The sequence below is a fragment of the Dongia sp. genome, assembly GCF_041918875.1.
Taxonomy (GTDB): Bacteria; Pseudomonadota; Alphaproteobacteria; order Dongiales; family Dongiaceae; genus Dongia.
On sequence record NZ_JAYRUV010000006.1, the window covers coordinates 162,708 to 183,815 of the forward strand.

The 21,108-nt window shown below is 61.3% G+C and carries 18 protein-coding genes; 2 read left to right on the forward strand and 16 right to left on the reverse strand.

Annotated elements, in window-relative coordinates; all coding sequences use genetic code 11:
- Positions 1–48: 48 nt before the first annotated feature.
- The 12 genes from ACE3TY_RS08585 to ACE3TY_RS08640 form a co-directional block, all read right to left on the reverse strand.
- On the reverse strand, positions 49–1,446 hold the full coding sequence (locus ACE3TY_RS08585) for a sigma-54-dependent transcriptional regulator (RefSeq protein WP_374652606.1): 1,398 nt from the start codon (positions 1,444–1,446) through the stop codon (positions 49–51).
- A 14-nt stretch (positions 1,447–1,460) separates the two neighbouring features.
- Positions 1,461–2,312, reverse strand: coding sequence for a motility protein A (locus tag ACE3TY_RS08590; RefSeq protein ID WP_374652607.1), 852 nt, complete (start codon positions 2,310–2,312; stop codon positions 1,461–1,463).
- A 29-nt stretch (positions 2,313–2,341) separates the two neighbouring features.
- On the reverse strand, positions 2,342–2,680 hold the full coding sequence (gene fliN / locus ACE3TY_RS08595; RefSeq protein WP_374652608.1) for a flagellar motor switch protein FliN: 339 nt from the start codon (positions 2,678–2,680) through the stop codon (positions 2,342–2,344).
- A gap of 14 nt (positions 2,681–2,694) precedes the next feature.
- Positions 2,695–3,471, reverse strand: a complete 777-nt coding sequence (locus ACE3TY_RS08600; RefSeq protein ID WP_374652609.1) for a hypothetical protein — start codon at positions 3,469–3,471, stop codon at positions 2,695–2,697.
- 23 nt (positions 3,472–3,494) lie between these two features.
- Positions 3,495–4,511: a flagellar motor switch protein FliG gene (gene fliG / locus ACE3TY_RS08605; RefSeq protein ID WP_374652610.1), complete on the reverse strand. Its 1,017-nt coding sequence runs from the start codon at positions 4,509–4,511 to the stop codon at positions 3,495–3,497.
- A 1-nt stretch (position 4,512) separates the two neighbouring features.
- The gene (gene fliF / locus ACE3TY_RS08610; RefSeq protein ID WP_374652611.1) at positions 4,513–6,201 is read right to left on the reverse strand and encodes a flagellar basal-body MS-ring/collar protein FliF; all 1,689 of its coding nucleotides are present in this window, start codon (positions 6,199–6,201) and stop codon (positions 4,513–4,515) included.
- 260 nt (positions 6,202–6,461) lie between these two features.
- The gene (locus tag ACE3TY_RS08615) at positions 6,462–6,773 is read right to left on the reverse strand and encodes a DUF1153 domain-containing protein (protein ID WP_374652612.1); all 312 of its coding nucleotides are present in this window, start codon (positions 6,771–6,773) and stop codon (positions 6,462–6,464) included.
- A 159-nt stretch (positions 6,774–6,932) separates the two neighbouring features.
- Positions 6,933–7,631: a flagellar hook assembly protein FlgD gene (locus tag ACE3TY_RS08620; RefSeq protein WP_374652613.1), complete on the reverse strand. Its 699-nt coding sequence runs from the start codon at positions 7,629–7,631 to the stop codon at positions 6,933–6,935.
- A gap of 24 nt (positions 7,632–7,655) precedes the next feature.
- On the reverse strand, positions 7,656–9,326 hold the full coding sequence (locus tag ACE3TY_RS08625; protein ID WP_374652614.1) for a flagellar hook-length control protein FliK: 1,671 nt from the start codon (positions 9,324–9,326) through the stop codon (positions 7,656–7,658).
- A 10-nt stretch (positions 9,327–9,336) separates the two neighbouring features.
- The gene (locus tag ACE3TY_RS08630; protein WP_374652615.1) at positions 9,337–11,880 is read right to left on the reverse strand and encodes a hypothetical protein; all 2,544 of its coding nucleotides are present in this window, start codon (positions 11,878–11,880) and stop codon (positions 9,337–9,339) included.
- A gap of 16 nt (positions 11,881–11,896) precedes the next feature.
- Positions 11,897–13,609: a flagellar hook-associated protein FlgK gene (gene flgK / locus ACE3TY_RS08635; protein WP_374652616.1), complete on the reverse strand. Its 1,713-nt coding sequence runs from the start codon at positions 13,607–13,609 to the stop codon at positions 11,897–11,899.
- Between the two features lie 29 nt (positions 13,610–13,638).
- Positions 13,639–15,921, reverse strand: coding sequence for a flagellar hook-basal body complex protein (locus tag ACE3TY_RS08640; protein ID WP_374652617.1), 2,283 nt, complete (start codon positions 15,919–15,921; stop codon positions 13,639–13,641).
- Positions 15,922–16,124: 203 nt separating this feature from the next.
- Here ACE3TY_RS08640 and rfbB point away from each other — a divergent pair, with 203 nt between their 5' ends.
- Entirely contained in the window at positions 16,125–17,192 is a 1,068-nt protein-coding gene (rfbB, locus tag ACE3TY_RS08645) for a dTDP-glucose 4,6-dehydratase (protein WP_374652618.1), read from the forward strand.
- Here rfbB and ACE3TY_RS08650 read toward each other — a convergent pair.
- Complete coding sequence (locus ACE3TY_RS08650; RefSeq protein WP_374652619.1) at positions 17,182–17,913, reverse strand: hypothetical protein; 732 nt, start codon at positions 17,911–17,913, stop codon at positions 17,182–17,184. The two genes, rfbB and ACE3TY_RS08650, sit on opposite strands and share 11 nt — an antisense overlap.
- Positions 17,897–18,679 (reverse strand): FkbM family methyltransferase, encoded by a 783-nt coding sequence (locus tag ACE3TY_RS08655; protein ID WP_374652620.1) that lies wholly within the window; start codon positions 18,677–18,679, stop codon positions 17,897–17,899. The genes ACE3TY_RS08650 and ACE3TY_RS08655 overlap by 17 nt, the downstream gene beginning before the upstream one ends.
- Before the next feature lie 196 nt (positions 18,680–18,875).
- Here ACE3TY_RS08655 and ACE3TY_RS08660 point away from each other — a divergent pair, with 196 nt between their 5' ends.
- Positions 18,876–19,439: a methyltransferase domain-containing protein gene (locus ACE3TY_RS08660; protein ID WP_374652621.1), complete on the forward strand. Its 564-nt coding sequence runs from the start codon at positions 18,876–18,878 to the stop codon at positions 19,437–19,439.
- Between the two features lie 69 nt (positions 19,440–19,508).
- Here ACE3TY_RS08660 and ACE3TY_RS08665 read toward each other — a convergent pair whose 3' ends face one another.
- Together ACE3TY_RS08665 and ACE3TY_RS08670 are read right to left on the reverse strand one after the other, a co-directional pair.
- The gene (locus tag ACE3TY_RS08665) at positions 19,509–20,237 is read right to left on the reverse strand and encodes a hypothetical protein (protein WP_374652622.1); all 729 of its coding nucleotides are present in this window, start codon (positions 20,235–20,237) and stop codon (positions 19,509–19,511) included.
- Between the two features lie 11 nt (positions 20,238–20,248).
- Entirely contained in the window at positions 20,249–21,088 is an 840-nt protein-coding gene (locus tag ACE3TY_RS08670; RefSeq protein WP_374652623.1) for a hypothetical protein, read from the reverse strand.
- Between the last annotated feature and the right edge of the window lie 20 nt (positions 21,089–21,108).

Sequence of the window (21,108 nt, forward strand, 5' to 3'; positions counted from 1 at the left end):
CTCGTCCCAGACTGTTCGATCAATAACGGGCTGTCAGTTTCAGATATTTCAGGCGCTGGCCGCTTCGCTCTCGCCATGGGCAGCGGGAACGGCGAAACCTTCTTCGTTGTACTGCTTCAGTTTATTGCGCAGCGTCCGGATCGAAATGCCGAGAATGTTGGCGGCATGGGTGCGATTGCCGAGGCAATGGCTGAGCGTGTCGATGATGAGATCGCGCTCCACTGCCGCGACTGTCCGGCCGACCAGGGCAGTCGTGCCGGCGGCGGCCACAGCAGCCGCCTTGGCCACGGCACTGTCGGTGGGTGAACTGGCTGCTACCATGCCGGCGCCGACCACGGGCAGGCCGCGGCCGCCAGTCAGCAGGATGGCTTCGTTCTCGATGACCGGTCCCTGTGCCAACAGCACAGCGCGGTGCATCGTGTTTTCGAGTTCGCGCACGTTGCCACGCCATTCATGGCCGCGCAGCATATCCATCACTTCGGGCGAAATGGAGTCGATGCGAATGCCGTTGGCCGCAGCGTACTTATGCGCAAAGTGTTCGGCCAGCAGGGCAATGTCGCCGGGGCGCTCGCGCAAGGGCGGCAGTTCCAGCGACATGACGTTGAGGCGGAAATAGAGATCCTCGCGGAAGGTTCCCTTGCGAACTTCCTCCTGCATGTCGCGGTTGGAGGTGGCGATGAGGCGGATATCGACCTTCACCGGCTGCGAGCCGCCGACACGGTCGATGACGCGTTCCTGGATGGCGCGCAGAAGCTTTGCCTGCAGGCGCGGATGCATTTCGCTGATTTCGTCGAGCAGCAAGGTGCCGCCCGTCGCTTCCTCGAACTTGCCGATGCGCCGGGCAATGGCGCCAGTGAATGCGCCTTTCTCGTGGCCGAAGAGTTCGGATTCCAACAGGTTTTCGGGGATGGCCGCGCAGTTCACCGAGACGAAGGGCCTGGCCGCGCGCTTGGAATGGCTGTGGATGTAGCGCGCCATGACTTCCTTGCCCGTGCCGCTTTCGCCCGTCACCAGGATGCTGGCATCGGATGGCGCCACCTGGTCGGCGAGCTTCAGTGTTGCCTTCATCACGGGATCGCTGAAGATGAAGGCCGAGCTCTCCTCGGTGACGGCGGCGAGCACGGCGGCGATCAGCTCGGCATCCGGCGGCAGGGGGATGTATTCCTTGGCGCCCGCCTTGATGGCGCGCACGGCGATCTCGGCCGAGGTGCCGATGCCGCAGGCCACGACCGGAATGCTGATGCGCTCGCGTTTCAGGCTGTCGATCATGCGGCCGATGTCGAGACTGACATCGAACATGATGAGTTCGGCGCCCTGGCCGTTTCTAAGGGCGTTCATGGCCTGGTCGACATCGTCGACATGAGCCACCTTTGCACCGCGACCGAGCGCGATCTTGCCGGCGGCGGCAATGTGGCCATCGAGGGATCCGACGATGAGAAGTCGCATCGGTTAGTCTCCGTTCAATCGAAATATTTGACGCGTTGGTTGGCCGGCAGGATGGTGTTGAGCACCAGTTCCAACCGCCGCGGATTTTCCTGGCGGCCGATCGACAGGGCGCCCAGGATGAAGATCTGGTTGATCAGCAGTTCGATGGCCGAATTGCGCTCGAGCTTGCTGGCGATAGGCAGGAAGATGACGTTGGCGAGAACGGCGCCATAGAAAGTGGTGAGCAGGGCGACCGCCATGGCGGGCCCGATGCCTTCGGGCTGGTCGAGCGAGCCCAGCATCTGCACGAGGCCGATCAGCGTGCCGATGAGGCCCATGGCCGGCGAAATTTCGGCAGCACGGCGCAGAATGCCGGTCGAACGCTGATGACGCTGGGCCATGGCGTGCGTCTCGAAGGTGAGATTGCGCTCGACTTCCTCGATCGGCATGCCGTCCACCAGCATGGTCATGCCGCGCAGCAGGAACGGCTCGTTGCGCAGGCTGTAGAGTTCGTTCTGCATGGCGAGCAGGCCGCGGCGCCGAGCCCGTTCGGCAAGCTGCAGCACCTTGGCTGCCGCCTCGTTGGGTGTATGGCCGGAGCTGAACATCGTCCGCAGCATCAACGGTTGCGCCTGCATGATCTCGGTGAAGGAGAAGGAGACGGAAGTAATGGCGAAAGTGCCGCAGACCACGATCAAGATAGAGGGCACATCGACGAAGGCCAGCCAATTGCCGCCAAGGAAGATCGCCGCGAGGATGAGCGCGATCGCGCCGATAAGGCCCAGCACCGTCGCCATGTCGAGCCCCTGGCGCACCGGCTCGATGCGCAAGGGCAGGTCGCTCTTGGCCGTGAAAGTCTGGATCGGGTCGTTGGCGGTGTCGGACATACCGTTTTTCCCTGAGCCGGAGGACGCGATCAGCCGCGGTCGGACTTGATGATTTCAGTCATCGTCACGCCAAGGCGGTCTTCGACCACGACCACTTCGCCGCGCGCGACCAGGCGGTTGTTGACATAGATATCCACCGCCTCGCCGACCTTGCGGTCCAATTCAACCACGGCGCCGCGGCCCAGCTTCAGCAGCTGGCTCACCTGCATCGTGGCGCGGCCGAGCACGGCGGAAACCTGTACCGGCACGTCATAGACCGCGTCGAGTTCCTTGGCGTTGGTCGGGACCCTGCTGGCTTCGCCTCCAGCGTCCGCAGCGGCGCCTTGCTCTTCAAATTCCTGCAGCTGCAGGTTCTCTTCGTCACCCATCTCTCGCTCCTTGATCAGCCGGCAGCTTCATCGCTGTCGACAGTGTCGCCGTCCGCCCCTGGCGCCGGCTGCGTTGTCGCTTCATCCACCAGTGCCACCGGCTCGATGCCCTGCGTCGCGAGGCAGCGGTCGAGGGCCGCCGAAACATCTCGCCAGATTGCATCGGCCTGTCGCTCCAGCCCGCCATCGGCCCATTCGATCTGACAGCTGGCGCCATCCAGGCCGGCATCGCCGATCAGGTTGGCGCGACCCTCGAAATGTTTTTCGACGGCCATCGCCTCGATCTTGCCCATGAGGGCCGGCAGCAGCTCGGCCGGTACACGGATGTTCAGGCGCTTCTCGCGCCGCTGATCGACCAGGCAGCGCGCGATCGTGGCCTCGATTTCGGCGAGGCCCCCACGGCGGGTGAGTTCCGGCAGCATCTTGCGGGTCATTGCCAGAGCAAGGCCCGCTGCTTCGCCTAGAATGGCGGCGCGGTCCCGTGCCGTATTCGCCACCATGGCGGCGACTTCCTTGCCGATATTGCCGAGTGCCGAGGCGATCTGCGCCTCGATTTGCGCCTGCGCGTCTGCCTTGCCTTTCGCCTGGCCTTCCTTGAGCGCCTTGGCTTTCGCTTCTGCGACCGCGGCGGCGAGTTCGGCCTCGCTGAAGGTCGGTTCGGGCGGTGGTGGTGGCGGCGGCGGCGGTTCGGCCGGCGGGGTTTCGGTCTTCGCCTTGCGCACGGCACTCCGCGCCGGCACTGGGGCGGCGTCGAAATCGTTCTCAAAGAGGAATTTGCGCACGGTCTTCAAACCGGAAATCTCCAAATCGGGTTTTAGTAGATCAGCTCGTCTTCGCCCTTGCTGTCGGCCAGGATAAGTTCGCCCTTGGCCGCAAGTTCCTTGGCCAGATTGACCATGGCCATCTGGGCTTCCTCGACATCCTTGAGGCGGACCGGGCCCATCGCCGCCATGTCTTCCTTGAGCATCTTCGAGGCGCGCTCGGACATGTTGGAGAGGAACAGATCCCGGAGCCCTTCGGAGGCGCCCTTGAGGGCCACCGGCAGCTTGGTCTTGTCGACGCCACGCATCAGGGTCTGCACGCCGCCCGGATCCAGCTTCGAGAGGTCCTCGAAGGTGAACATCAGCGACTTTACCTTCTCCGCGGAATCGCGGTTGCGCTCTTCGAGGGCGGCGATGAAACGCTGCTCGGTGTTGCGGTCGAGATTGTTGAAGATCTCGGCGATCAGTTCATGCGCGTCGCGCTTCGACGAGCGGGCGAGGTTGCTGAGGAATTCGTTGCGCAGCGTACGCTCGACATCGTCGATCACGTCCTTCTGGATCGATTCCATCCGCAGCATGCGCATGACGACTTCCATCGCGAAGGCTTCCGGCAACAGCGCGATGACGCGCGATGCATGGTCGGACTTGATCTTCGAGAGGACCACCGCGACGGTCTGCGGGTATTCGTTCTTGAGGTAGTTGGCCAGCACGCTTTCGTTCACGTTGCTGAGCTTATCCCACATGGTACGGCCGGCCGGACCACGGATTTCTTCCATGATCTGGTCGACCTTCGATTTATCGAGCACCTTCATCAGAAGGCGCTCGGTGGATTCGAAGGTGCCGGTCAGCGAACCGGTCGAGGAAATGCTGTCGGCGAATTCGACGAACAGGCGCTCGACCACGGTGGCGCTCACTGTGCCGAGATTGGCCATGGTCTGCGAGATTTCCCGAATCTCGTCATCGTGCATCATGGCAAAGAGCTTCGAAGCGCTCTCCTCGCCCACTGACATCAGCAGCAGGGCCGCTTTTTGCGCGCCGGTCAGTGACCTGTAATCGTCCTTCGTGCGCATGTCAGGCTTCCTGATACATCCACTGGCGCATGATATTCACTGCCTGTTCGGGGTGCTGGTCAACCAGATCGGCGATGCGTTTCAAGGAGGAGGCGCGCACCCGGCCTTCGACCTGGTTGATGTCGATCATCTGCTCGATCTCGTTGGCGATATTGGTGATTTCGCCCATGGAGGAGGGCTGCCCGCTGGTCAGGGCGGCAAGATCCGATCCGGCGCCGGGCAGAGCGAGCGCCGCAGCCGCGCCTGGCGGCAGGGCAGCGCCGCCAGGGCCGGCGATCGCAAATTGCTCAGGTGCCGCTCCAGGAAGGGCCAGCAGGCGGTTGAGCAGCGGCCGCACCACCAGCAGCAGGACCAGCACCGCGACCAGCGACAGAACCACCAGCTCGGCGATGCGCATCAGGTCGCTCTTCTCGAGGCCGAAGACGCTGATGCCTTCCTCGATCGGCTCCGGCTCGGCGAACTGCATGTTGATGATTTCGACCATGTCGCCGCGCTGGGCGTCGAAGCCGACCGCGGATTTCACCAGGGTCGAAATCTGGTCGAGTTCGGTTTGCGGGCGCGGCGCATAGGTGCGCGTGCCGTCTTCTGCTGTGGTATAGGTGCCGTCGACCAGCACTGCGACGGACAACCGCTTCACGTCGCCGCTATGCTTGATCTCCGTCTGCACCTTCTTGGAGATTTCGTAGTTGACGGTCTCTTCGGTGCGCTGGGTGGTGCTGTTGGCGGTATCGCCCGTGCCCCCTGCGGCGGCCGGCGGGTTTGGCACATTGTTGGCCACCGAGACGTTGTTGTTGGCCGAGCGCTCCTGGCTCTGCTCGTTTTCATCCACGGTCTGGGTCGAACGCACCACCTGGCCTTCCGGATCGAAGCTTTCGGTGTTGGTGGTGACCTGATTGAAATCGAGTTCTGTGTTGACCTCGGCGCGCACCTTGCCCGCGCCCAGCGTCTGGGACAGCAGATCTTCGATCGCCTGCGTCATGCGCAGTTCGAAACTGCGGCGCATCTCGTCGGCGCTGGCCGTGGTGAGTTCGCCTTCGGAACCGCCGCGGGCCAATAGGTGGCCCTTATCGTCGATGACCGAAACATTGGCCGTTTTCATGCCCGGGACCGAAGAGGCGACGAGGTGCTGAATCGCCGCCACCTGCTCCTTTTCCAGCCCACCCTGCAATGTCACGACAACCGAGGCGGTAGGTTCCGCCTTGTCGCGCGAGAACAGCTCGCGTTTGGGCATAACCAGATGGACGCGGGCGCCTTTCACCTGGCGCAGCGCTCGGACGGTCCGGCCAAGCTCTCCTTCGAGAGCGCGCAACTGGTTGATCTGCTGAACGAAATTCGTCGTGCCGAGGGCGTCGGCGCGATCGAATATCTCGTAACCGATCGTGCCACCATTGGGCAGCCCTTCTCCCGCCATGGCCAGGCGTACGCGGCCGACCTGATCGTCGGGCACATAAATCTGCGAGCCGTCGCCCTTCACTTCGAAGGGGACCTGGGTCTCTTCCAGCTTGGCGGCAATGGCGGCGGAATCCGTTGAGTCGAGGCCGCCATAGAGCAGGGCCATGCCGGGGGTGGTGAGGCGGGTACCGATAAAGCCAAAAAATGCGATCAAGGCCAAGCCAACAGCAGCCAAGCTCGCCAGTCGCACAGGGCCAAGATTGCGCAACGTCTGGAGTAGGGAATTCACGTTAGCCACTCGCTCCTGATAGGCAGCTTTTGCCGACTCGGCCGCACAATTCGACTAAAATTTTATATACTAAAATTTTCGACGAATTGCTTGGTTCGGGTCGGAGAAATCTGCGTGAACGAGGCCGAGTGTAGGTTCGAGGGTTTAAAGAGAAGTTAATAGCGGTAAAAATTGCCTAGGTCCGGAGAAATTTCTGCCTAGCTAGAGCGTTGATATGGTTAATTTATCTTCAGTAATCCACAGGCGTTAAGGAATATTACCTAAGGTTCTCACGATCGTGGGGATTCATCCTCAGGCTCGACACGATCGATAGTCCGGTAGTCCTGAATGCGGGTCGTTCGCAGGCCGCGAAGGCCGTGCCGGTCGATCGCACGTTGCCAGGATAGGAATTCTTCCACAGAGAGGGAATAGCGCTTACAGGCTTCTTCAATGCTGATAAGACCCGCGCGGACCCCCGCCACGACCTCGGCCTTGCGGCGGATGACCCAGCGGCGCGTACCGGGAGGCGGCAGATCGTCGATGCTCTTGGGCAATGCGTCGCCGATCGAATTCTGTGCGGGTCTTATTTCTGCCATGGCCATGCTGGGTATCCCCTGCAGGATTTCCCGTGATTCTGGTCTCGGTTCGGACCATTCATACGCCAGGGCCATTTAAGAAAGTCCTAAACTGACAGCAAATATGGTGCCGATAATCGCTGCAAAAAGACTAAAATTGCTTTGAATAACAATCTGTTGCGGGCGTTAAGCGTCGGCCGTCGCCTTGGTGATCTGCCGGATTTTGTCGAGCGGGGCGCGGATCGAGCCAATGTTTAAGTAGACTGCGCCGTCGACGATCTCGGCTGAATCCACCGTCCCATACGAGGTAATCGGGGCCGAATACTTCTTGCCCTGGCTATCCTCGTAGCTGACCGCGACACGATATTCACCGTCGGCCAACTTGTTCCCGAAATAATCCGTCCCATCCCACAGCGCCGCATGTTCGCCCACAGTGCGATCGGCTTCCATGATCATCACGACCTGGTTGTTCTTGTCGTAGATCTGCAACGTCGCGCGACTGGCCGTCTTGTCGAGTTCGTAGGAGAACTTCGCTTTGCTGTCCTGCAGCATGATCTTGTCGCTGTCGATGGCGACGTCGGTGCCGATGAAGCTGACCGCCGCATAGGCGTTGGTCGAGGATTGCAGGTTGATAAGCTGTTCAAGGCGCTTGTTCGACTGGATCTGCTGTTCGACGGAGGAGAAGGCGACCAGCTGCTGGGTGAACTGGGCCGTGTCCATCGGCGAAAGCGGATCCTGGTTCTGCAGCTGTTTGGTCAGGAGCGTCAGGAAATTGTCATATGTGTCGGCAAGGTCGCCCAGCGCGGAATTGCCGGTGGACGTCGCATTCGCCTGGGCGTTGGCGGTATACTCCGCCAGGGTGTCGCTGATGCTCGGAATGTCCATAACCTCTACTCCGCTTTCTCGTCCCTAGACTTGCACGTCCACGAAACCGTCGGCAGTCTCTATGACTGCAGACGGTACCGGGGATGTTTCAGCCTCGGCACCATTGTCGCTACCCAATCCGCCGCCGCCCGATCCGGTGCCGTTGCCGGAGCCGAAATCGCGGGCAAAAGCTTCCGCGTCGCCACCCTGAAGACTGAAGGAAAGGTCGCCGGGGCCGGCTTTCAGACCAGCCTCTTGCAAGGCCCGTTCCAACGTCTTCATGTCGCGCTGCAGAAGTTCAAGGGTCGCCGGCCGTTCGACGGTAACCGAGGCCTGGACGTTCTTATCCTCGTCAATATCGAGCTTCAGATGGATGCGGCCCAGCTCCGTCGGTGAAAGCTGCAGCGTGATGCTGCCGCCGCCATCGCGGACCGAACGCTGGATGGTGAGGGCCACTTGCTCGTGGGCCGGCAGATTCTGCAGGTGCTGGCGCAGATTGGCGACGAAATCGCCCCGCCGGCCGACCGCGCCCTGGGCCAGATTGAGGTTCCAGCCCGGAAGGCCCGCCGCGTTGCCGAAGCCAGCGTCGAAGCCCGCCGGGACCGTACCGGTTGCAAGGGCCGACGAGCTGTTCATCGTGCTGGGGGAGGTGGCACGAACTTCGGCATTGGCACTGGCCGATTGAGGGTTCGCATTGTTGCCGGCGGCCTGGGCGGCCCCCTGGCCATTGGCCGGGGCGCGGCGGCTGGCAGCGAGATTACGGCGAAACGAATTGCCTGAATCTTCAAGCTGCCTTTCATTCCTGGCAGCAAAACCCGATGCTTGGTTTTGCGCCGCCGTCGCGCCCGCATCCGTCTCGGCATCGGCCAGAGTCGAGGAGAAGGTGACAGCCGCCTTGTTTGTCTCGCTGTGTTCAGTTCCCTCGGGCTCCGGCGCCGTGCCGCCGTCCACGCCCGCTTCGGGCGCTGGTGTTTCCACCAGGGCGGGAGCTGCAGCCAAGGCAGCGGCCTTAGCGACATCGTCGCCGGTATCCGCCGCGTTCGATATCTCGGCATCGTCGGTCACCGCCGGAATTCCGGCAGTTAGCGCAGCCGCTTCACCCACAGTATCGATCGCAATGTCGCAGCTGGCTGCAGCTTCTTCGACCGGCGGAGTGGTCATTACCGTCAGCAGCCTTGCATCGGCATCGTCGGAACCGTTGTCGGACATGTCGCCGCCGGTCCCGCCGTCCTCCTGCAGCGCGATTTCCTGGTCGCCTTCCGGAAGGTCGGTCTCGGCGGCCGGCTCTGTCGCCAGGCCATCGGTGATTTCGTCGGTTTCGTCGGCCGGCTGATCGCCGCACACGGCGTGGTGAGCTGGGTGTCCGCCAAGCTCCTCGCGGTCGGCCCGTTCCTGAGCGCCGCGGCCGGGATTGGTCGAGCCAGTCTCGGTCGTGCTCCAGCGCGAGCGGGATTGATCGTTGTCGATCCGGCGATCGACATGGCTGTCGCCCTGATCGCGATAGTCGATCTGGTTGAGCGGATAATCGTCGAAGCGACGGCGCGGCGTGTAGGGTTCCGTCGTCTTGATCTGACTTTTATCGACAGCGGCGACATCGGCCTTCTGGCTCATCGCACCGAACAGCAGATCGGCAAAGCCGGAGGCTCCACCGCCGGACTTGCCCGTCGTGTTTCTGTTGGTGAGGGCAAGGTTGAAATCGATGCGGTTTGTTTCCATTCACTTGTCCTCAGGTCAGAAAATTCACGAGCGATATCTGGTTGGTGGTGCCCATCACGGCGAAGATCGCCTGCAGCTGCGTTTGTGCAATGTCGAGCTTGGCGGCGACTTCGTTCTTGTCGACGGCCTCGATCTTGTCGGTGCCGTCGCTGTAGAGATTGATCGATGTCTGGTGCGACAGGGTGGTGGCCGAGATGACGGCGTCGTTGACCGTGTTGTCGGCATGCAACGCCCGGATACCGGTCAAGGCGTCGTTGGTGAGCGACCGGGCGATTTCGATCTTTTCCTGGTAATTGTCGAGATCGTTGACGGCGGACTGCGCATAGCGCAGCGCCAGCTGCAGTTTCTGGAATGCGGCCTCGTTGGCCGAGAATGTGCTGCGCAGGGTCAGCTGGTCAGCGATCGTGATCTTGCCGCGCTGCCAGGCATTGGCGGAATCGTTCGGTTCTTGATGCTCGTTGTAGATCGGTGCCACAGGATCCGTGACGACCGTCGGCTGGATTACATTCAGTTCGGTCTTGAGTTCCACGCCAACGGTATTCGCGGTCAGGGTAAAGCTGCCTGTTCCCGTGGCACCGGCCAGGGCACTGACCGGCATGGCCGGGACGGCGGCGTTGACCAAGGCCACCAGATTGATGGCGATCGCATCCATGTCGCGTTCGTTGCCGGTCGTGACATAGCGAACGGTGCGGCCGTTGACGGTCAGTTCGAAGGCGTCGCCTTTGCGGCCGACTGGGCCGGAGAGACTCACGGTATCGATCTGCGGCAGTGGGCCGGCCGGAATGTTGGCGACGGTCGTTGCGGTGGCGGGTGCGGTCGTGACCTGGCCGACGTCGGTTGTCAGGACGGCGGTATATGTGAAAGGTGTGCCCGGCGTGTCGGATTCGAGCACCAGCTTGTCGCCCTTGATGGCGGCTGTTACGCCGAGGCCGGCCGCATTGATGACGCCCGCGAATTTCTGCGCCACGGACTTCGCGTCGTCTGCCGCCGTGGTGTTGACCACAAACGGCCCGCCCACGGGCGCCGTGAAATTCACCGTATAGACATCGCCGGAATCGCCGAAGGGACCGGGGAATGTCACTTCATCCACCTGGGCGACAGGAACCACAGTGCGTTGCGTGGTCTTCACCGTCGGCTGACTCTGCACACCGCCATGCGATTCGAAGGCCGTCGACGAGGCAACCTGAATCTGCCCACCGCCTGGTGCCGTCACCGTCACGCTGAACGGCGGCTGATAGGCATTGATCTTCTCAACCAGCTGGTTGACGATATCGTCAAGACTCTCTTCTTCGCCGGTGGTCCGGTACGAAATTGTCACCGGCAGTGTATTCGTCGGCGGATCCATGATCGTGACGCTGAAGACTTCGTTGATCGTCCCGACCGGACCGGATAACTGCAGCAGATCGACCTGGGTGGCGCCGATGGGCACATTCGGCTGCACGGTTGCGACGCTCGACGGCGTCGGATCAGTGCCCGTGATGACGGTGCTGAAGGCGGTGCCGGGTGTCGTTGCCGTTATGGTCAGGCCGTTGGCATCCACATCGCTGACGGTCACGACACCGGTGAGCGGGACGGAAGCGTTGATCGCCGTGCGCAGCTGGTCGGCCAGTTCCTGAGCGGTCAGCGGACCGGTGAACGTGAAGTTCTGGGCATTGACGGTGAAAGTTTCGGACTGCAGCGCGCCGAGGTAATCGGTCGTTATGCGGACCTGCTGCACAATGGTGCCGGCCGCCAATTGCTGGGTCGTCGACGAGTTGACGGAATTGGCGCTCCCCGACGGGTCGGGCAGCCGATGCAGGTCGAGCACCGGCAGCTTGTCGTTCGCCGTCAGCCCGCCGAACAGATAGCGATCGTTCACCTGCTCGTTGAGCAGGGCCTGCATTTGGTTCAGCGCGCTGTCGATCTCGTCGACGATAGGCGACACCTTGGCCGCCTGAAGCTGGGTCACCGTGCTGCTATTGTCGGTGCCGCCGGCCACGTTCGTCACCGACGCGGCGACATTGTATGTCGCGCCGATCTCGACGGAAGCAATGGTGATCTCGCTGCCCACTGCCTTCGCCTTGACACGCATGCCGGGTTCCGCGTTGATCTGATTGGCCAGATTTCCCGCGATGTCGTCGAGACTGCCCTCGATGCCGCTGGTGACGTAGGAAAACAGCTTGCCATCGACGGAAAGCTTGAATATGTCGCCGACGTCGCCGCTATCGCCGTCGAGGACGACCTTGTCCTTCTGCGCCTGGGGCGGATCGCTGAGCGGGCTCAGGAAGGCGCTGTGCATGTCGCTGGCGAGCTTTTCCATGCTGTTGAAGATCGTATCATAGGCCTTGATGTCCGGTGTCAACGCCTTGATGGCATCCATATAGCCTTCGCGACGCTGGATTTCGGCGCGCAGATCCAAAAGGCGCGCGCCCTGTACGCCGTAGTTGACGAGGCTCAGCGATTTCGTGCCGGTATTAAGCTGCTGCGTCAGCGTTGCCAGCGACGTTTGCAGGTTCTTGACCCCGGCAATGTTGCCGAGATAGGTGGCATAAGAGCTGTAGGCGTTGATGCTCATGATCGGTTCCTTGCCGTTACCTGCTCACGGCCGCCTGCAATGTGTCGAACAGCTCCTGAACGACCGTCAGGAGCCGGGCCGACGCCGAATAGGCGTTCTGCAGGACCTGGAGGTTGGCGATTTCCTCGTCGAGATTGACGCCGACATCGGCCTGGTAGCGCTGCTCCGTCTGCGTCAGGCTCTCGGCGTTGAATTTGGCTTCGTCGGCTATGGATTTGGCGTTTGCAATCGAGGTGCCGACGAGGCCGACCATCATGCCCTTATATGAAACGCCGCTCATGGTCAGGCCGGCCGATACGAAAGTGCGGTCGGTGCTGTTGAGGGCGGTGACCACGTCGGACGCCGCGTTCCGCTTCAGTTGCTGCGTGCCGTCGAGCAGCGCCTGATTGACCTGGAAGGTGAAACGGTCGGTTCCCGTGAAGAAGCCGCTGCGCAGCTCAGGCAGATCGCCATTGGCGCGGGTCTTGATCGAGAACGGAATGTTGTTCGTCGTCCCGACCAGCTGCAGGGCGGAAGCTCCGGCGATGGCCGTGACCCCCAGGGTCGTGTCGCCATTGATCAGGGCCGAGAGCTTGGCGGCGATTCCGTCGAGCGTCGCGTCGGTCGCGGTGGCGGTATAGCTGAAGATGCGGCCGTTGATCTCGACCTCGAAGACGTCGCCGGGCCGGAGATCGCCGCTCAGCGAAACGGTCGAGTATTGAGGCGAAGCCGGCTGTGCCTCGACTGTCGTCTGGAAGGCGGCCTCGATGCGCAGCGATTGTCCGGCCGCATCGTAGGCGGAACTGAATGTGGAGCCTGTGGTCGAAGTCATCGCCTTGACGACGGCATCGAGCTGCGAGCGGATCTTGCGGACGACTTCGGTCGAAGGATCGGAGCTGACGGCGACGGATTTGCCGCTGTTGTCGAGGCGGAAATCGAGCAGGGCGCGAATCTTGCCTTCGCGCAGCAAGCTGTCTACCGGCGTTGTCGGGTCTTCGGAACGGTACACATTGGTGCCGTCATAGACGAATTTCGACGGCGGCCCATCGACAAGGCTCAGGCCGGCCGGCGTAAATAGGGCGATCGCGCCATTCTCGCGCTCAACCGTCCGGACGTCCACATACTGCGCGATATCGCGTACCAGGGCGTCGCGCTGATCGACGAGATCGGTGCGCATCGCGCCGTCCTCGCTGGTGGAGCGCAGGCGGACGTTGAGTTCGAATACCTGCTCGAGCAGGCCGTTGAGCTTGTCGACCGACTGACCGATATCGTCCCTGGCCTCGCTATCGATGGCATCGATGCCGGCGGCGACCCGGTTGATTTCTTCCGTCAGCTGTTCGCCATAGCGGATCACTGCGGTCTGCGCGGCCGTCGATTCCGGCGTCGCCTGCAGCGTCTGCCAGGCGGTGGTGAACTGGGACAGCAGATTGGGCAGTGCTGCCTGGTCGGTGCTGGTGCCCAGCAATTGCTGGACGCGCGACATGTAGTCGTTCTGTGCACCGCTGGCGCCGTTGCTGGCGATCAACGCTTCCATCTGCTTGCGCAGGCTTTCGCTGACGGCGCTCGAATAGGAGCCAATGGCGACGCTGCCGACCTGATTTTCGCCCAGCGTCATCGCTTCGCGGCTGAGGGTCTTGCGCGTGTAGTTCGGGTCGTTGACGTGGGCAATATTGGCCGACAGCACCTGAATGCTGGCCTGATTGACCCGAAGGCTCGCTACTGCGGCATTGAGGGCGCCTGTCAGCGACATGATGGCCTAATCCCGGACTGCTAATCGGCTTAGCGCTTGATGTTGATGATGTCTTGCAGCATCTCGTCCGCCGTCGTTATGACGCGGGTGTTGGCGGAGTAGGAGCGCTGGGTTACGATCATCTTGGAAAATTCCTCGGCGATATCGACGTTGGAGCCTTCCACCGCCGAACCGCGCAAGGTGCCGGCGCCGTTCTCGCCAGCGCCCGACAGTCTGGCCGACCCGCTGTCGAAGGTTTCGGTGAAGGCCTGGCCGCCTTCGCGCTTCAAGGTGTTGGCATCGTAGAATTGCGCGATCGGCACCTTGAAGAAGACGCGGCTGTTGCCATTGTCGTAATTGAGTTCGACATCGCCATTTTCGCGAATGTTGAGGTCCTTGAAGATGCCCTGGGGCAAGCCGTCCTGAGTGAAGCGGCGCACGTCGATCGTCTTGCCGGAGAATTGGGTAACGCCGACTGTGGTCTGGAATTGTCCCAGATTGAGTTCGATCGTCTGCGGGCCGACACCGTAATCGACCTGGAAGGTGATGATGGCATCTTCGCCGGCACTTTGCGCGGTCGGCGTCGTCGCATTGCCGTTGAGGTTGTAGGCGTTGCTGAGGCCGACCAGCTGGCCGGCGGTCGCCGCCGAAGTGCCGAACTGTACGTCGATAAAGGAATCCGTGGTGCCGTTCGAGGCGCTGACTGTCGCGGCGAAGGCCGTGCCCGCGTTAATCGCGGTCAATTGCACAGTCGAGCCGAGAGCCGTCGCGGTGACACCCAGCGATGAATTGGCGTTGATGAGCGCGGCAAGACCGACGGCAACGTCGTTGAGGCTGGTTTCGGTGCCGTTGGCGATATAGGTGACAGTCTGCGAGCCAACATTCAAGGTCCAGGTGTCGCCGATTTCACCCGGTCCGACCGTTCCGCTCAAGGTCACGGTGTCGACCTGCGCCACCGGCAGGCCGTTGGCGGTCGTGTTGGCCGAGCTGGCACCGGTCGATTGAGCGTCGGTGACAGCACCGGCGGCCAAGGGCGAAGGCGTGGTGGTGACGGTATTCAGGAATGTGCCTTGCGCCGCGTCCGCGTTGATGATGAACGAATTCGCGGTCGAGACATCGGCCGTTACGACCGTGTTGACCGTTGCGTTGGCGTTGATCAAGGCGATAAGCGCGTCACGTGCCTGCGTTGCTGTCTCGGCGGCCGCGGCGGTGTGGGAGATGAGTGTGCCGTTGATATCCACGTCGATGGTTTCACCGAGTGCCAGGCCGCCGGCCGGGATGGTGACGAGGTTGGTCTGGCCGGAGCCGCTGCCGCCCAGAGTGAGGGAGAAGGGCGTACCGCCGACATCGGCGGAGACGTCGAATGTCGTTGCGGTCAGGTTGCCGGCAGTCACCTGCGCGGCAAGGCCCGGGTTGGCGTTGATGGCGGCGACCATGGCCGAGCCGGTCTGGGCCTGGGTGTAGCCACCGACGGGCGCGGTTACGGTGACCGAGTTCGACCCGATTGTGAAGGTCAAGGACTGACCGAAGCCCAAGCCGTCCGACGGCAGTGTGACTGTATCGACCTGCGATACCGCCGGCACGTTGGCGGTAGTCGGTGCGAGGACCATCGCCTGGTCGTTGACGCCGACCAGCGTACCCGAAACCGGATCAAGGGTGCTGTCGGCGGCGACGATGTCCAGTTTCCACAGATTGTCGGCGCGCTTTTCCCAGACCAGGGAGACGGTATGCGGGTTACCGAGCGCGTCGTAGATCTTGATATTGGTGGGCGCCAGCGGCGGGGTCGGATTGACGACGGACGACGCCGGCAGGTTGCCGACGAATTCGAGTTCGGTCGTGGCGGTCGGCTCGTCTATCGTCTGGGTGATCTGGATCGGCGCCAGGGTCGAGGTGTCGGCAATGCCGGTATCCTCGTCTACAGCCCAGCCATTGAGATAGTAGCCGCCATTGTTGACCAGGTAGCCATCGCGATTTACTTCGAAATCGCCGGCGCGGGTGTAATAGGCGAGGTCATTGAACAGGGTCTGGTTGGCGGTCTGCGATTCGGCGCGGCTCACGACGAAGAAGCCATTGCCGCTGATCGCCATGTTGGTCAGAGTCTGCGTCTGGTTGACGTTGCCCTGCAGCGAGTTGGCGTAAGAGGGCGAGGCGACGACGCCGCCCGGCTGGTGCAGGTTGGCATTCGAGACGGTGATCAGCGTTTCGAAACGCGTATCGACCTTCTTATAGCCCGTGGTCTGGGAGTTGGCGATGTTGTCGGAAATATGCCCGAGGGATTTCGATTGGGCGTTTACACCGCTGACCGCCGTAAACATTGCCCCAAGGATGCTCATTTAGACCTCGCCCGGTTCAGATGGGTTATGCTTGGGTGCACAGAAGCAAGTCTTGGGCCACGTTGATCGTGGCTATTTTCTTATGAACATCAGATACTTGTAGACGCGGTGCGACGACCTAGGCAGAAATGCATCAGCAATTCTTGAGGGTTGCGGTAGCATCTGCCGCCCTTGGGCAATGGGCAGTTAGTGCGGGAGCGGCGATGGCAAGAACGCGCGTTTTAGTGACCGGCGGCGCCGGTTTCATCGGGTCGGCTCTGTGCCGCCGCCTGGCGGCAGACGCCCGTTACGAAGTACTCAATCTCGACAAGCTGACCTATGCGGCGGATCTCGCCTCCCTGCGCGCGGTCGAGGGGCAGGCGAATTATGGCCTTGCCATCGCCGATATTGCCGACCTTGCCACCGTGCAGGGAATCTTCGCGCAGTTCCGCCCGGACTGGGTCTTCCATCTGGCAGCCGAGACCCATGTCGACCGGTCGATCGACGGGCCCGAGGCGTTCTTGCAGACCAATGTAATCGGGACTGAGCGCCTGTTGATGGCGGCACTGGGCTATTGGCGCGCGTTGGATGCGGCGGCGCGCGCTGGCTTCCGCTTCGTCCATGTCTCGACCGACGAAGTCTATGGCGCGCTGGGTGCCACGGGGGCCTTCACCGAGGAAAGCGCCTATCGCCCGAATTCGCCCTATGCGGCCAGCAAGGCCGCTTCCGACCACCTGGCGCGCGCCTGGCACGTGACCTATGGCTTGCCGGTCGTGATCAGCAATTGCTCCAACAATTACGGGCCCTTCCAGTTTCCGGAAAAGCTCATCCCCCATATCGTCATCCGCGCTCTCAACGGCGAGACATTGCCGGTCTACGGGCAGGGCGCCAATATCCGCGACTGGCTGTTCGTGGGGGATCATGTGACGGCGCTGTGCGCTGTCGCCGAACGCGGCCGCCCGGGCGAGAAATACAATATCGGCGGGCATGGCGAACGCCGGAACATCGATGTGGTGCGCACCATCTGCGCGCAGCTCGACCGTTTGCGGCCATCGAACGCGGGCAGCTATGCCGACCGCATCGAGTTTGTGAGCGACCGGCCGGGCCATGATTTCCGCTATGCCATCGATCCAGGCAAGGCGGAACGGGAGCTGGGTTGGCGGCAGACGACGGAATTCGATGCCGGTCTCGCGGCAACGGTCGCCTGGTATCTCGAAAACGAGCCCTGGTGGCGGGCCAAGCTGGCCGGCGGCTACCGCGCCGAACGCCTGGGTACTCAGCTCAATCCTTGAGGTTGCCCTTCAGATCGAAGAAGAGGATATCCCGCTGCTTGTTCGGACCCTTCACCGGTTCGACCCCGTGGAAGCAGGCCTGGGTCTTGGGAAACGAGGCCACCACGTTCGGCGCATAGGGCACGGTGATGACGTGGTCGAAATCGCCGAACTCCAGGTGCGGTCCGCCCTCGCTGATGAACTTGCGGTCCTTCGGCAGGTAAAGCGCGGTGCCGAGCTCCGCAGATGAATCGTCTTCGGGCAGATAAAACAGCATCGAGACAAGCTTGGTCGGGCTGTCCGTATGTGGCCCCAGCGAGTAGGTCTCCAGGTCGCGCATCAGGAACGTCTCGTGCCAGACCTTCAGTCCGCGGCGCTTCTCGTCGCCCTTGTAAAAGCGTTGCTCGATCGACGGTCGGAACCGGTCGAACACGCAGGAGACGAACTCGGAATCGCCCAGCGTGTCGAACACACGCCGCCAGAAATCGCGCTGCGCGGGGCTGATTTTGGCCTTGTCCAGATCGTTCGGAAAGAGCGACAGGCGCGCCCGCGAATATCCGGTGCCCACCCGCTTGGTGTCCGCAAGGGCGATATAGCCATCATTGTCCGGCAGGTTGCGCCGCAATTCCCGATAGAAACCGTCCGGGAAGACTTCCGGGACGTAGATATGAGGAAAAGGATATGTGCGCACCCGGGTATTGGCGATGTTGTAGATCACATGCAGCTTAACGTCGGAAAACATACTCACCCACTCCAGTAAAGGCACCTTCGGTGCGCGCCGCGCGAGCGACCTGCGCCGGATCGTAATGGAAGCCGTAACCGGCCAGGATATCGATGATCTCGCGATGTTCGGCCAGATGCGGATTGATTTCGATGATCAGCGAACGCACGTCCGGATGGCGCAATGTCTCGGCACCGCCGGCAATGACCTTGTGCTCGAAACCGTCGACATCGAGCTTGATGTAATTGGGAACCGGCATGACGCCGTCCGCCACCAGCTGATCGATGCGGGCCGAGAAGCAGCCCTGGATGAAGGGCGAGTCGCGCTGTTCCAGCTTGAAATCGACCGATGCGTCGAAGCTGTGGCAGGATCCGCCGATGGTAAATTGCGACAGATGGATGGTACTGAACTTCGCCTCGTCGGACAGGGCACAGCAAAAGGCCGTCACGCGGTCGAACAGATTGTTGCCGACCAGATTGCGGCAGAGGAGGGCATAGTTCTGGGATTCGGGCTCGAAAGCATAGACATGGGCGTCGCGCATGACCGCGGCAAAGACCGTATACATGCCGACATTGGCCCCGACATCGAGCAGGACGGCGCCCTGTTCGATCGATTCCAGCCACTCGATGGTTGACGGTTCCTTGGTGAACAAGGTCTGGACACGCCACAATGGCGTCTTGCCCGGTAAGGCGTAACGCAGCTTCTTGCCTTGGTAGGGGATCGCGACTACCGGCATGCCGGCGTCGTATTTCCTGACGGCGTCGATGACGCGCGGATCCATCTGCATATTTGTCGCCCTCGGCTCCGCATCGGCTAGCATGGGGATCATGTCTGTTCCTGACGGTAGGTGGCCATTAAGGAAATGTCCAGGAATGTCGAGCAGAATCCGTGCCAAACATGGCCACCAGACGGCAAGGCAGACGCGCTGGCATAAAAACTGCTAGTCTATTAAGTATGCTATGGCCACGAAATGGAGCGATATCATGGCGACACCCGGCGGACAGATCAGCGAAGAATATCGCCGCATGCAGGAAAAGCTGCATGAGAACCCCAATTACGGCGTGGCATCGGTGCAATATGCCCCGGTCGTCGCCAAAATCCTGCAGCAGACAGGTACAAACGAGTTGCTTGACTACGGCGCCGGCAAGGGGCGTCTTGGCGAGACTCTTCGGCAGCTTATAAGCACCCCACTCAACATCCATCATTACGATCCGGCCCGTCCGGAATGGGCGGCCGATCCGGCGCCCTGCGGGTTCGTTTGCTGCATCGACGTGCTGGAACATATCGAGCCGGACTATCTCGACAATGTTCTCGACCATCTCAAACGATTGGTGATGAAGCGGGGTTTCTTCACCGTTCATACCGGCCCGGCAATAAAAGTGCTGCCCGACGGGCGCAATGCGCATCTGATCCAGGAACCGCCCAGCTGGTGGCTGCCGAAATTCATGGAACGCTTCGATCTCACCGTCTTCCAGAAAATGCCGCAGGGGTTCTGGGTTCTGGTTGAACGCAAGCCGGAGAAGCCGGTCCTGGTCGAGCCGGTCTGAGCCGGCCAGATGCGCAAACGAAAAGGCCCGAGAGCAATCTCGGGCCTTTTTTTTCAGGAAAACAATGAGTTAGGCCTGAGGCGGAAGTGCCTCGCGATGCAACTTGGCAACTTTGCGGCCTGATGCCGTTTTAGCAGCATGAACCGAACGCGCCATCAGATCCTGCCAAGTCTGCGTCTGGTTGGACGTCTGATGTTCCGCGAGCCATTCCTGCGTATATTCGCTGCCCTGGGTTTCTTCGAAGACCGGCATGCCCTGCGTATAATGAACCAGCTTGGCATCCTTGCGCGGCGGATCGTAGCCGACCAGATGGTTCCACTCGCGCGGCAGATCGCCGACAAGCTCGTCCGGCAGCCAGTCGAGCCCGTGCGGGGCTCGCGCCTGATTGGGATCCTGGACATATTCCGGGGTGAGCACGCGATTTGCCGGATGACCGCAATTGAACATGATCATCGAGGCCCATTCGAATTTCTTGACGTTCTTCGATACCATGGCGGCGTAGCGGTCATCGCAAAGGGCGAAGAGCTCGGCAAGATCGGCCAAGCACAGATAGTCGGTATCGAGGAACATGGCCCAGCCCTGATACCCGGCAAGCCAGGGCGTAAGGAACCGGCTGAAAGTAAAGGGTGTCAGCCCCGACCGGGTGATCGGCAGGGTAGGCAGCACCAGCGGCGTGATCGCAACCGGCTTCGAGCAGCGGCGAAAGATGCTGAACTGCAGCACGTTATAGGACACGGCCTGACGATGGTCATAGCCGATGAAAATGCGCAAGGGTTGCTCGTAAGTCTGGCCCGACATGGGAAGCTCCATCAAAACAAGGCGTCGTAAAGTGCCCCGGTCAGTTTGCTCGTGGCGGACGTTCCGATGGCGGGAAGGCTGGAAATGAAGGTCGAGGCCGCGCTCAGGCCGCTGATGAGGCTGTCGGCATTGTTGGCCAGCGTGGTCGCAAATCCATAGGCGTCCTGGCTTGAGGACTTGCCTTTCTCGATCGTGTCGAAATCGTTCTTGTAGAGGCCCTGGCTGAGCTGGACGACATACTGAATCTCGTTCTGCGATAACGAATCCGTGCCAGGCATCCGCGAGACCCGGACCGCATATTCGTCCTGCTTCAGTTCGAACGTGCCGGCTTCAAGCTTCTGATAGTTTTCATAGGCGTCGCCGGATTCGGGGTCGCGATCGGCGATCAGGATACCGCTGCTCTTGGAGAATATCTGGATGCGCAGCAGTTCCTTGTCCTCTGGATCGGCAATCAGCGTGCCCAGTTTGGTGTAGCCGGTGGTCGTGACGCGGAACTTGAAAACATCGACCGTATCGCCCTTGGTCAATGAGCTGAAGAGATTGAGGCGGCTGTCATTCTTGCGCAGGATGCCGATATCCCGCGCCGTCATATTGTTGTCGATGGAAACGTCGTAGGTTTCTTTTTCGTAACTGGTTACCTTGCCCGCATTGTTGAGCTTTGTCTGCTCAATCATCTGCGCGACCTGATCGTTGATGGCTTCAAGATCCTCGGCGGCAGTATTGCTCGTTTCCTTGGCACTCGTCTCCGCAATTATCCGCGAGGTGTCGGCGGCCGTGAGCTTGGCAATAGCCGCATTCCCGGCGATCAGTGCCGCCGAAGCTACCGTGCTTGAAATCGCGTTGTCCGCCATCTTGTCGGTCCTGTCTCGTG